The sequence below is a fragment of the Pseudaquabacterium terrae genome (assembly GCF_013266755.1).
GTDB lineage: Bacteria > Pseudomonadota > Gammaproteobacteria > Burkholderiales > Burkholderiaceae_C > Pseudaquabacterium > Pseudaquabacterium terrae.
On record NZ_JABRWJ010000008.1, the window covers coordinates 170,162 to 183,255 of the forward strand.

The 13,094-nt window shown below is 70.1% G+C and carries 6 protein-coding genes; 3 read left to right on the top strand and 3 right to left on the bottom strand.

Annotated elements, in window-relative coordinates; all coding sequences use genetic code 11:
* Nucleotides 1-302: 302 nt before the first annotated feature.
* Genes HLB44_RS25370 through HLB44_RS25380 form a run of 3 tightly spaced genes read left to right on the top strand, consistent with a single transcriptional unit; the run spans nucleotide 303 to nucleotide 4,752 of the window.
* Nucleotides 303-647 (top strand): Hpt domain-containing protein, encoded by a 345-nt coding sequence (locus HLB44_RS25370; protein ID WP_173129187.1) that lies wholly within the window; start codon nucleotides 303-305, stop codon nucleotides 645-647.
* A 27-nt stretch (nucleotides 648-674) separates the two neighbouring features.
* Nucleotides 675-2,921, top strand: coding sequence for a putative bifunctional diguanylate cyclase/phosphodiesterase (locus HLB44_RS25375; RefSeq protein ID WP_173129190.1), 2,247 nt, complete (start codon nucleotides 675-677; stop codon nucleotides 2,919-2,921).
* 55 nt (nucleotides 2,922-2,976) lie between these two features.
* Nucleotides 2,977-4,752: a GGDEF domain-containing protein gene (locus tag HLB44_RS25380; protein WP_173129206.1), complete on the top strand. Its 1,776-nt coding sequence runs from the start codon at nucleotides 2,977-2,979 to the stop codon at nucleotides 4,750-4,752.
* Between the two features lie 11 nt (nucleotides 4,753-4,763).
* Here the strand turns inward: HLB44_RS25380 and HLB44_RS25385 are convergent, their stop codons facing one another.
* The 3 genes from HLB44_RS25385 to HLB44_RS25395 form a co-directional block, all read right to left on the bottom strand.
* Complete coding sequence (locus HLB44_RS25385; protein ID WP_173129209.1) at nucleotides 4,764-6,857, bottom strand: Ig-like domain-containing domain; 2,094 nt, start codon at nucleotides 6,855-6,857, stop codon at nucleotides 4,764-4,766.
* Nucleotides 6,858-6,954: 97 nt separating this feature from the next.
* On the bottom strand, nucleotides 6,955-10,146 hold the full coding sequence (locus HLB44_RS25390) for an Ig-like domain-containing protein (RefSeq protein WP_173129212.1): 3,192 nt from the start codon (nucleotides 10,144-10,146) through the stop codon (nucleotides 6,955-6,957).
* Between the two features lie 157 nt (nucleotides 10,147-10,303).
* Entirely contained in the window at nucleotides 10,304-13,057 is a 2,754-nt protein-coding gene (locus tag HLB44_RS25395; RefSeq protein ID WP_173129215.1) for a pre-peptidase C-terminal domain-containing protein, read from the bottom strand.
* Between the last annotated feature and the right edge of the window lie 37 nt (nucleotides 13,058-13,094).

A 13,094-nucleotide genomic window follows, 5' to 3' on the forward strand; every position in this document is an offset into this window, starting at 1 on the left:
TCAAGTCCACGCCGCGGCGGCCGAAAGGTTCTGAACGACACGACAATGCGAGCGCCGCACCAGGGAGGGTCCGTGGTGGCGCCGAGACAATGAACTATTCCCGAACCGACCTGGGCGGCGTGCATCGCGCAAGGTGCAAACTGCAGTCACCTTGTGTTTCCGGCTTGACGCGCCGAGCCCGCTCCACCATGCTTGACCGCCTGCGGCAGGCAGCGCCAGCGGGTTATGGCGCGTTCAACCCGTCCGTCGCTTGAGACCTCATGACGCAAGCTGCTCCGAAGACTGGCCCGAATGGCGCGGCCGTGCTCGATGCGCAGGCCCTGGCGGGCCTGATGACGCTCGACCCGACTGGGGCCAATCGCCTGGTGCAGCGCGTGCTGTCGACCTACCAGGTGTCGCTGGGCAAGCTGCTGCGGCAGATGGGCGATGGCCGCGAGCGCGGCGACAACGCCGCGATCCGCCTCGCGGCCCACACCCTAAAATCCTCGTCGGCGAGCATCGGCGCGCTGGAGCTCTCGCGCTTGTGTTCGGCGGTCGAAACCGCCGTCCGCGAAGGGCAGCAAGACGCCGTGCCGACACTGGTCGATCAATTGCAGGCCGAGGCCGGCCGCGTCGATCTGGCCGTGCAAGAGTTCCTGTCCCGCTAAGCTGTACCCCAGCCCGCTGCCCAGTTCATGACCCTGCCGCACGCCTTCGACACCGACGACTCGCTCGAGCGCCCCAAGGTGTTGCTGGTCGACGACGACGAGGTCAACCTGATGCTGACCGCCGTCGCGCTGCGCGAGCGCGGCTTCGAGATCACCGAGGCCGGCTCCGGCGAACGCGCGCTGGCGCTGCTGACCGACTGGACGCCCGACATCATCGTGCTCGACGCGATGATGCCCGGGCTGGACGGCTTCGACACCTGCCGCGAGCTGCGCACCTTCGCCGGCTTCGAGAACATGCCGGTGCTGATGCTGACCGGCCTCGACGATGACGCGTCGATCACCCGCGCCTACCAGGCCGGCGCGACCGACTTCTTCGTCAAGTCACCGCAATGGAGCCTGCTCGCCGGCCGCCTGCGCTACCTGCTGCGCAGCTCGCGCACGCGGCAGGAGCTCGAGCGCAGCAAGACGAAGCTGGCGCGCGCGCAAGACCTGGCGCGCATGGGCAGCTTCGACTGGCGGCGCCCGAGCGGCGGCTCGCCCGGCGGCCTGGTGCTGGCGCCCGAAGGGCTGCGCGTGTTCGGCTTCATGCCGCAGGAGAAGGTCTCGCTGCGGCGGCTGCTGCGCATGGTGCCGGCGCCGGAGCGGCGCGGCATGGCGCGCGTGCTGCACGAGGTGCTGACCTACGCCTCGGTGCTGGCGATCGACGTGCCGGTCACGCTGCTCGATGGCCGCCAGCGCATCGTGCACGTCGAGGCCGAGCCGGAGTTCAACGAGCACGGCCATTCGGTCGGCTACACCGGCATCGTGCAGGACGTGACCGACCGGCGCGTCGCCGAGGACCGCATCCGGCACCTGGCGAATTTCGATGCCTTGACCGGGCTGCCCAATCGGCGTCAATTGATCTGGCGCACCGAACGAGCGCTGGACCACGCGCGGCGCCTCGGCCATCAGGCTGCGCTGCTGCTGATCGACCTCGACCGCTTCAAGGTCATCAACGACACGCTCGGCCACGCCAGCGGCGACGAGCTGCTGGTGGAAGTGGCGCGGCGCCTGCGCGGCTGCGTGCGCCATTCCGACCAGGTGATGGAAGGCGCGCTCGAATCGGTGGGTTCACGTTCGCACCGCACGCTCGAAGCGGTCGGCCGGCTCGGCGGCGATGAGTTCGTCGCGCTGCTGCCCGAGGTCACCGACGACAGCGATGCCGAGCGCGTCTCGCAGCGCATCCTCGATGCGATGCGCGAGCCGATCTTCGTCGGCGGCCAGGAATGTTTCGTCACCGCCTCCGTGGGCATAGCAATTTATCCGCGCGACGGTTTGTCGGTCGCCGACATGATGCGCAACTCCGACGTGGCGATGTATTCGGCCAAGTCGGCGGGCCGCAATTCGTCGGCGGTCTATTCGCCGCAACTCGCCGGCCGCGGCCGCGAGAAGCTGGAGCTCGAGAGCGCGCTGCACAAGGCGATCGAGCGCAATGAGCTGGTGCTGCACTACCAGCCGAAGATCGATGTGCGCTCGGCGCGCATGGTCGGTGCCGAGGCGTTGATGCGTTGGCAGCGCGGCAATACGCTGGTGCCGCCGGGCGACTTCATTCCGCTGGCCGAAGAAACCGGCCTGATCGTGCCGCTGTCCGAATGGGCGCTGCGCGAGGCGGCGCGCCAGGCCAAGGCCTGGTCGGTCAGCTTCGGCTTCTGCGATTCGATCGCGGTGAACCTGCCGAACCGCCTGTTCGAGCGCTCGGACCTGGTCGAGCACATCCACCAGTCGGTGTCGACCTACGGCGTGCCGCACCGCTCGATCCAGCTCGAGATCACCGAGACGGGCCTGATGAAGGACCTGCAGAACGTGATCCCGTCGCTGCACCGCTTGAATGAGATCGGCGTCGAGATCTCGATCGACGACTTCGGCACCGGCTATTCGTCGCTCGCGTATCTGACGACGCTGCCGATCTCGGAGCTCAAGATCGACCGCAGCTTCGTGCGCGAGCTCGGCATCACGCCGCAGAGCTCGGCGGTGGTCACCGCGATCATCGCGCTGGCGCGGTCGCTCGGCTTGCGCGTCGTCGCCGAGGGCGTCGAGAACCTGCGCCAGATGGAGGTGCTGCATCGCCTGGGCTGCGGCGTGATGCAGGGCTTCCTGTTCAGCCGGCCGATTCCGCCGGACGACATCGAGAAGTGGCTGCAGCAGACCGTATTGCCGCGCAAGGCGCCGTGGATCGCGCAGGCCGCGGGTGACCGCGCGCTCGACGGCCAGCGTTCGGCGGGGTTGAGGACCTGAGCCCGCCGGGCCGCCCCAAGGGCGACACCGGAGGGCGTAGCCCGAAGGTTTCTCAATGACTACTCCCGCGCAGTTGGCGAAGGGGGCGCTGCGGCGCCTGGCCATGTCGAAGTTGGAGCCGACGCCGGCCAACTACGCGCGCTGTTATGCCGAAGAAGCCGGCGAAGCGGCGCCGGCCGAAGGCGCACTGCCGGCCAAGGCGAAGCCGCTGCTCGAGCGCCTGATCACGCGCGCGAGCGACGACGCCGCGCTGCGGGCCGAGGTGCTCGGCGCGCTCAACGAAGGCCGCTACGACGATGCGCTGCGCACGCTCGATCGCGCGGGCGACGCCAACGTGACGCAGGGCCAGGCCTGGGCGACGCTGGTCGAGCGGCTGGCGCGTGCGCTCGAGCGCGGCAGCAAGCAGTGGACGCCGGCGCGCAAGAAGGACAGCCTGCAGCGCGTGGTCGACGGCAGCCGCAAGGATGCGCAGCGCCTGCAGCAGCGCCTGAAGCAGCTGGTGCACTCGTGGGAGACCGACACCGCCGACGCGTCGGTCGAAGTCCAGGAGGGCGCCGATGCGGCCGGCGAGCGCGGCACGTCGATCGAGGTCGCGGGCGGGGCGGCGGTGCCTGTAGCGGTCGCCGGCGCCGCGCCGCTCGACCACCAGCCGCGCATCACCGATGCGCTCGAGGGCGCGTTGCGCGCCGGGCTGCCAGCCGACCAGCCGCGCGCCGCCGAGCTGGCCGACGAGCTCGCGTCATGGGCGCAGCGCATCCGCGGCGAAGGCGCGACGATCGCGGTCGCCGAAGGCGTCGTCGAGGTCTGCCAGCGCGTGCGGCGGCTGTTCGCGCACCGCCACCACCTGGTCGACGAGCTGATGGCCTTGTGCCGCTCGCTGACCGACAGCCTGACCGAGCTGTCCGAGGACGAGAGCTGGGCGCGCGGCCAGAGCCAGAGCCTGCGCACGCGGCTCGAAGGCGACGCCGGCGCACGCGCGGTGCGCGCCGCACGCGAGCTGCTGGCCGATACGCGCGAGCGCCAGCGCTCGATGCGCAGCGAACGCGCGAAGGCGCGCGATGCGCTGAAAGCGATGATCACGCACATGCTGAGCGAGATCGGCGAGCTCGGCCAGGTCACCGGCCGTTTCAACGACAAGGTGATCGGTTATGCCGACGTCATCGAGCGCGCGGATTCGATCGAGAGCCTGGCCGATGTCGTGCGCGAGCTGGTCGGCGAATCGCGCGCGGTGCACGAGGTGATCGCCGGTGCCCGCCAACGCATGGACGCCGAGCATGCGCGCGCGGGCGAGCTCGAAGCGCAGGTGCTGAAGCTCGAAAGCGAGCTGCGGCGGCTGTCCGACGAAGTCTCGACCGACGCGCTGACGCAGGTCGCCAACCGGCGCGGGCTGGCACAGGTGTTCGACGCCGAGCGCGCGCGCGTCGACCGCGGCGGCCCGGCATTCGCCGTCGGCCTGATCGACATCGACAACTTCAAGAAGCTCAACGACACGCTCGGCCACGCCGCCGGCGACGTGGCGCTGAAGGCGCTGGCCGCGCGCGTCAAGGAGTGGCTGCGTCCGGTCGACCACGTCGCGCGTTTCGGCGGCGAGGAATTCGTCGTGCTGCTGACCGCGACCCCGGTCGACGAAGCGCAGCAGGTGCTGACGCGGCTGCAGCGGCAGTTGAGCGCCAGCCTCTTCATGCACGACGGCCGCGAGGTCTTCGTGACCTTCTCGGCCGGCGTCACCACCTACCGCGGCGGCGAGGCGCTGGAGCTGGCGCTGGAGCGCGCCGACGAGGCCTTGTACGAGGCCAAGCGGACCGGGAAGAACCGGACCTGCATCGCCTGAGTCGGTCCAGGTCAGGCGCCCACGCCGATCAGCTCGATGCTCGGCGCGCTGTCCAGCAGCGCGGCTTCCAGCGTGTACGGGACGGCACCGGAGCTGCCCGAGCCGCTGGCACCCAGGTAGTGCGTGCCGCTGCTGCTGGCGGTGTAGGTCAGCACAGCGGAGGTCTGCCCACGCGAATCGCTGAGCACGCCGTGGAAGTGCGGGTCGTACAGCATCAGGCCGGCATCGAACTCGCCGGCGCCGTCGACCGCGGCGAGGTGGAACGCGTAGGTCGCGCCGGCCTGCAGCTCGACCGCGAACAGATCGCGGTCGCCGGCCACTTCGATCAGGCCGCTCGACGCAGGGCCGTCGACCGTCAGGCGGCCGTTGCCGCTGCCGACGCTGCCGTCGATGTCGTCGGCTGCGGTCGTGAACATGAACGCCTGCGCGCCGGTCCAGCCGACGAAGGCATTGCCCGCCTTGTCGCGCAGCGCGCCGGGTTCGATCTCGAGGTAGTACGTGCTCTCCGGGGGCAGCTCGACACCCGGCTGCAGCCTGAGCTTGCTGCCGCTGATGCTGACGTGCCGGTAGTCCGTCGCCGGGCAACGACCGACCTCGGCACCGCTGGCGTCGCGCAGCACGACGTCGCCGGCGCCGGCGACCAGGTCTTCGCTGAAGGTGAAGGCCAGGCTCGTCTCGCGATGCACGGTCGAGCCGCTTCCTGGGGCGTGGATGACGGCCACGGGCGGCAGGATGTCGGCCTCCCGGACGTCGATCGAATAACTGCCGATGTCGCTGGCGCCACCGCTGGCGCGCAGGTAGTAGGCGCCGCTGGTCGCGGGCGTGTGTGTGATGCGCGCACCGACCTGCGCCGGTCCGCCGTACTCGCCGGACGCCAGTGCCTCGTGGGACGGGCTCAGCAGCGTCAGCAACGGAGTGGCCAACGGCGAGTCGCCGCTGCCGCTCAACTCGAAGTCGTAGCGCACACCGGCCGTCAATCGGACCCGGTAGAGATCCACGTCGCCGTAGGTTTCGACGTGGCCGGCCAGGGCGTCCGCGGCGAGCTCGATCCGGGCCGGGCTGCCGGGGTGCGCGGGAACCGTGTCGTGCGCCACCACGGCCGTGATCCGGTAGGCACCGCCTGTGTCGGGGTAGCCGGTGGCCTTGAGAAAGCCGGGGCCGGAGACCTCCGGCACGTAGGTCAGGCGCACTGGCGCCGCTTCCGGCGAACGGGTGCCGGAGGCCAGCAGGTATCCCTCGGCCGCGGTGAGCCGCAGCGAAGCGTCGACCGGGCCATCGAGGGCCGACAGCTCGAAATGGACCATCACGCCGGCCTGCAGGTTGACGCGAAAGGCGTCCTCGTCGCCGCGGTAGTCGAACACCGCTTCGGTGGCGGAGTCGTTCACGCTGATCCGACCGGTCGTGGTCGCGTCGCGTGGATGATCGTCGACCAGGCGCGCGGCGGTGGCTTCATAGGCGCCCTGGTAGCCACCGGCGGCGGACGACACGTCCAGGTAGTAGGTGCCGTCCGCGTGCGCGACGAAGGTGATGCTCGCCGGATTCGTCGCGTCGCCGCGGTCGACAGACGGCCAGGCGATGCCTAGCGGGTCGATCAACGCCAGCGCCGGATCGGCCAGGCCGTTCTCGCCGGCCGCGGCGAGCGTGAAGCGATAGGCCTGCCCGGCCTGCAGCTCGAGCTGCAGCAGGTCGTGGTCACTGATCGCGTCGATCGTGTCGATGACGCTGCTGCCGATCGCCAGCGTCGCGGCGGGCTCGGTGCTGAAGCCGTGCGCATCGGCGGCGGTCAGGCCGGCAAACGCATTGCCCGCCGCGTCGACGAAGGCGCCGGGCGTGATGCGCAGCGTGTAGGTGCTGCCCGGCTCGAGCGCGTTGCGCGGCTGGATGAGCACGTCGCCATGGCTGAAGTGGACCTGCTGGACGTCGCGCACGTCGAACGAGCGGGCGAGGCTGCCGTCGGGATGGTGCAGCGTGATGGTGCCGCGGCCGGCACGTACCGGCTCGTCGAAGCGCAGGCGCAGCGGCGCCAATGCGTAGGCGCCGCTCGAGTCGTCGGCGGGCAGCGTGCCGATCAACCGCGGTGCGGTAGCGTCCGTGTGCTGGGCCAAAGCGTGTTCCTCCCGGGGTTTCCGGGCGGATTGTGTCGCTCATGTTGAGCGATAGGGACCCACGCTCTTGGGATTGCCGCTTTCGCGGCAGGGAGGATCAGCTGTAGCCGAGACCGCCCGCCACCAGCCCGGCGAAATCGATGTTCAGCAGGTTCTGCTCCTGCACGCCAGCCAGCTGCGCCAGCGTGATCGGCGTGAAGCTGCCGTTGGCGAGCCAGCCGGTGTAGAGGCTCAGCGCGGCGGCGGGCGGCGGCGAGCCGACCAGGTTCGTGTACAGCAGCTCGACCACCGCCGCGTGGCTGGCGCCGGCGCCCAGGCGCGCGTCGAGCGCCAGCTGGGTCAGCGCCTGCGGGGTCATGCCGCCGTCGAGCAGGCTCAGGCCGATGCCGGCATAAGCGGCGTTGTGCACCGCCGCCGGACCGAACACGACGCCGAGCAGCCGGGCGACTTCACCGGCATGGCCGTCGAGGTCGAGCGCCAGCCGGGTGTCTGCGAACTGCAGGCGCTCGATGCCCTGCAGCAGGTCGCGGCCTTCGAGCCCGCGGCTGTCGTTGACGGTCCAGCCCGTGTCGTCGTGCTGCAGCGTGAATGCCGAACGCGCGCCGGCGTAGACGACGCGGTCGATGCCGGCGCCGCCGTCGATCAGGTCGTTGCCGCTGCTGCCGCCGAGCACGTCGGCGGCGGCGCTGCCGCGCACCACCGGTTGGTTCGCGGCACTCAGCCGGTAGCCGCCCATGCCGGTGGCGACATCCGCGGCGCTGACGTAGTAGGTGCCGGCGGTCGCCGGCGTGAAACTCAGGCGCGCATTGCCCTGTCCGCCGCTGTCGTCGTCGAAGGCCAGCAGCTTGCCCTGGCCGTCGAACAGCATCAGGTAGGGGTTGGCCAGGCCGTCGGTGACGCGCTGCAGATCGATGGTGTAGTTCGCGCCGGCCGAGAGGCTCAGCGCGAACATGTCGCTGTCGGTCGGCGCGGTGATAACGCCGAAAGTGAACGACCCGTTGGTCTGCAACACGCCGCTGGTGGCGGTGGAGGCGAGGTAGTCGTCGGTGGGCTTGCCGGCCGAGATGCCGTAGCTGCCGGTGGCGCCGCCGTTGTCCGAGGCCACGACGTAGTAGCTGCCGCTGGTGGTGGGCGTGAAGTGCAGCTGCGCGTCGTCGGCGCTGCCGCTGTCGTTGTCGGTGGCGATCAGCTGCAGCTCGGGCTGCGGGCCGTACAGCACCAGGTAGGGATCGACCGCCGCGCTGCCGGCCAGCATGTCGAAGCGATAGAGCGTGCCGGCGACCAGCTCGACCTTGAACATGTCGCCGTCGTCGGCCGCGTCGATGCGCCCGCTGACGAAGCTGCCGCTGGTGGGCAGCACGCCGGTGCTGTCGACGCCCATCGAGAAATCGTCGCCGGCGATCGGTGCGGTGGTGCTGAAATTCCACGCGCCGTTGCCGCCCAGGCCGGCAAAGGCATTGCCCGGGGCGTCGCGGAATGCGCCGCCGTCGATGCTGACGGTGTAGGACGCGCCGTTCGCGAAGGCCGCTGTCGGGTCGATCGTGACCTTGTTGCCGTCGAGCTTCACCTGCGCGCTGTCGGTCACGGCGATGTTGATCGCCGGCTGGCCGCCGCGCTGGATCACGATGTTGCCGCTGCCGACCGACACGGTCTCGTCGAACTCGATCACCAGGTTGGCGTTCAGCGCCACCTTGCTGCCCTCGTCGGCCGGGCTGAAAGCGACGATGCGCGGCGCGCTGCTGTCGACGCTGGAGGTGCTGAAGTTCCAGCTCGCCGCATCGCTCCAGCCGGCGAAGGGGTTGCCGGCCAGGTCGGCCAGCGCGCCCGCGGCCACGGTGACATAGACGCCGCGTGAGGCGGGCAGGTTGGCGGCCGGATCGATGATCACGCTGTTGCCGCTGAAGCTCAGCTGCAGGCTGTCGCTCGCCGCGATGCTGCGCAGCAGGGTGCCGTCGGCCGCGTGGATGTTGATGTTCCCGCTGCCGGCGCGCACCGCTTCGTTGAAGCTCAGCACGAGGTTCGCGCCGATCGTCACCGCGGTCGCGCCGTCGGCCGGGCTGCGCGATTGCAGCTGCGGTGCCGCGCTGTCGGCGCCGGGAATCAGCTCGGCCAGCAGCCGCGTGACGTCAGCGAAGCGGAAGCGCTCGATGTTGGTGGCGCGGTCGACGCCGCTCGGGCCGTTCAGCGTCACGGTGCTGCCGGACACGGTGATCGTGTACGACGATGCGGTGCCGTCGAACACCGCGGTGTCGGCGCTGCCGTCGCCGCCGTCGAGCGTGTCGTTGCCGGCGCCGCCGATCAGCGTGTCATCGCCGCCGAGACCGTCGAGCTGGTCGTTGCCCGAACCGCCGATCAGCTGGTTCGAGGCGGCATTGCCGGTGATCGTGTCGTTGCCCGCGCCGCCCACCGCGTCCTCGATCACCGTGTCGTAGCTGATCGCGACGTTGTTCGTCATGCTGTTGGCCGACGAGAAGCCGCCGCCCCGCAGGTCGATGACGCTGGCGCTGTTGAAGCCGCTGAAGTTCAGCGTGTCCAGGCCGCCGGAGTCGAAGATCGTCAGCACCGGATGGGCGTTGCGGCTGAAGTCGTAGATCGCGCCCAGGCTGCCGGTGATGTTGCTGTTGAAGCCGTACACCGTGCTGCCGCTGCGCGTCGTCGTCGACGCGCCGTAGATGGCCTGGATCGCCATGATGTCGTTGAGCATCGGCGTCTGCGGCGCCCAGGTGTTGCCGTTGCCGTCGGTCCAGTCGGCCTGCATCACGTCGGGCGAGTACAGCGCCGAGGCGTTGCGCGGACCGAAGTACGACATCACCGACAGCACCTCGGTGTCCTGGTACGACGACGGCGACCAGCCGCCGGCGCCGTTGTAGTCGCCCATGTGCTCGAGGCCCAGGGCGTGGCCGATCTCGTGCAGGAAGGTGTCGAAGCCGTAGCCGCCGACCACCGGGCTGACGAGATCGGACTCGGTGACGTTGAACCACACGCTGCCGAGGGTGGGCAGGTAGGCGTGGGCGTAGCCGATGTCGGTGCTGGTGTAGCCGAACTCGATGTTCGTCGACCCGCTGCCCTGCGCGAGGGTGGGCGCGATCAGTTCGTCCCAGGCGGTCAGCGCCAGCGCCAGCACGGTCTGCCGCGAGGCATTGACGCTGCGAAAGCCCGCCGCCTCGCCCTGCGAGTACAGGCCGCCGGCGCTGGTCGGGAACGAGTAGGTGATCGTGCTGCCGGACCACTTGTAGCCGGAATTCAGCTGGGACAGGACCTGGGCCTGGGTCCAGTTTGCAATTGCCATTGCGCGAATCCTCCCTCGGGCGCGTGCGGCGGGGCGCGGACCCGCCGGCATCTCTTTATCGGTCAAGTCGGGCGCGGCGGGAACGTGGAACGAGCCCGGGCGTGAAAGCTGGACGATTTTGCCGGGGGCGAAGTGCCCGCCCCCGTCCGCAGGCGCTTCAGCCGGGCAGGAAATCGAGGCCTTCGGCGGCCAGGCCGGTCAGGCCGATGCGCTGCGCCGTCAGGTCCAGGCCAGCGGCCCACCACAGCAGCGAGGCCTGGGTGTACGCGCCGCCTGTGATCAGGCTGCTGAAGTAGGCGACTTCCGTTGGCGCCGCGGCGTGACCGACGAGGTTGGCGTAGACGTGGCCGACCACGGCGTCGTTCGAGCGCGAGCCCGCCAGCGACAGGAACAGCGGATCGGCGAGTGCGCGCGTGACGAGTTCCTCGCCACCGGCACCGGTGTCGGCCAGTGCGAGATAACGGCCCACCAGCGCGGCATTGTCGAGCTGCGTCGTGCCGAAGACCGCGCCGACCACGCGTGCGACCTGGCCCGCGGCGCCGCCGAGGTCCAGCGCCGTGCTGCGGTCGCTGAACTGCAGGCGTTCGACGCCGATCAGATGGTCGGTGTCCGCCGGCGCGGTGCCCACGGTCCAGCCGCCGTCGAGATGCCGCTGCAGCGTGGCCGCGCCGCGCGCGACGGCCACGACCACGGTGTCGGTGCCGGCGCCGCCGTCGACGACATCGCGGCCCGGCCCGGTGGCGACGCGGTCGTTGCCCTCGAGCGCCAGGTAGCGCTTGGAGCCGGGGGCCGCGGCCAGCGTCTCGGCCTGCGCCGTGCCCTGCACGACGGGCAGCGCGGCCACGTTGACGGTGGCGGTGTAGACGTTGCTGCCGCCCTGGCTGTCCTTGACGCTGAAGCGGAACTGATCGCTGCCGGTGGAGGCGATGGCGGCTTCGTAGGTGTAGCGGCCATCGGCCTCGAGGACCAGCCAGCCGTGCCGCGGGTGCTCATGGATCAGGTAGCTGGTGCTGTCCGCATCGGCATCCAGCGCGGCGGGCAGGCGGCCGGTCGTCGTGAGACCTTGCGTCGCCGCCAAGGCGTGGTCCGCAGCGATGGGGGCGCGGTTGCCCGCCAGCGTGCTGAAAGTCAGCGCCTGGCCATGCTCCATGCCCACCGACCGGTTGCCGTCGGCGTCCTTCAGCGCCCCGTTGTCGATGCTGACGTAGTAGCGGATGCCGGCTGCCAGGTCCTGCGCGGGGTTGATGGTGACGAGCGGGCCGGTGATGCTGACCTGGCTGGTGTCGCTGATCGAAATGCGCTGGACGATGCCGCCATCGGGCGAGGTCTGGATGTTGACGAAGCCGAGGTGGGACTGCACCGGCCGGTCGAAGCTCAGCACCAGGTTGGCAGAACGGGCGACGTCGGTGGCACCGTTCACGGGTGTGGCCTCGATGACCGACAGCGCGGTCACGGCCGACAGCTGGTAGCCGCCGGTGAGCCGGCCGTTCCCGGAGGCCTCCAGGTAGTAGGTGCCGGTGCTCGGGGCCATGAACGTGAGCGCCGAGCTACTGCTCTTGCTACCGGCGTCGTCGTTGGCGGCGAGCTCGCTGCCATCAGGCCCCAGCAGGCGCAGGTAGGTATCGAGCGACGAATCCGTGCCGGCGAGCGAGAACCTGTACGACGTGCCGCCGACGAGGGCGACCTTGAAGAAGTCGGTGTCCGCCGGTGCGTCGATCCGCCCCGTGCTCTTGGCGCCGTTGGTTATCACGGTCCCCGTCGTCGCCATCGAAGAGGGATGGTCGTCCGGAACAGTCGTGGCGCTCAGGCTGTAGCTGCCGGTGGCATTGCCGCCCCAGGGACTCACGATGAGGTAGTAGCTGCCGTCGACGGGGGGCAGGTAGCTCAGCGGCTCCCTGGTGACGGCATCGAGGCCGTAGCTCGCGTCCCCGGTCGGCGTCTGCACGAGCAGGCTGACCACGTCTCTCGAGAGACCTTCCATCCCAAGCTGGATCAGCACGCCGGCGCGCAGGTCGAGACGCAGCCAGTCGGAGTCGCCCGGGCGTTCGAGCGCGCCGCTGACGGCGGGGCCATCCACCCTCACGACGCCCGCTGTTGCGCTGCTGGCCGGGAAGTCGTCATGCGTCGCGCTGAGGCTGTAGCCGCCGACTTGGCCGACATCGCTGGACACCTCGAGGTAGTAGGTGCCGCTGGCCGGGGCCGTGAAGCTGAGCCGCGAGCCGCCCTTCTTGGTGCCTGCGCCGTCGTCGTCGGACGCCAGCTCGCGGTTGTCGTCGGCGTGCACGCGCAGGAAGGTGTCCTGCAGGGCCGTGCCGCCGATGCCCTGCAGCGAGAAGTCGTAAGTGGCATTGGCTTCGAGCACCACCTTGAAGTAGTCGACGTCGCCCCACCGCTCGAGTTGGCCCGAGGCAGACGGGCCGTTGGGGATCACCACGCCGTTCGTGCTGCTCGAGGCGGGGTAGTCGTCGGCCGGCGTGACCGGATCGGGCGGGGGCGTCACCACGGTGGGCGATGTGAGGCTGGCCCGCACCGTGTAATTGCCGGTCTCGCGGCCGGGGCCTGCGGCGTCCAGGTAGTAGGTACCGCTGCTCGGCGCGGTGAAGTCGATCTGGGTGGGCCCGTACTTGCTACCGCTCGTGTCTCTGGCGATGCTCGAACCGTTGCTGTCGCGAAGAACCAGTTCCGAGGTGTACAGCGCGCCCTCGAGCTGGAAGCGGTAGCGCTGGCCGGCGCCGAGTTCGACGCGGAAGCGATCGATGTCGCCAGCGACACCGATGACGCCGGGCTGCGCTGCGCCACCGATGGCGATGGTGACGTTGTCGCCGGTGGTGTCGGGATGATCATCGGCTGCGCCGGCTGCCAGCGGAAGCCCGGCGGCGGGTGGGGTGGAACCGGGCAGGACTTGCGACATGGGTTGGACGCTCATGTTGGGAGTTGGGCGGATGCGG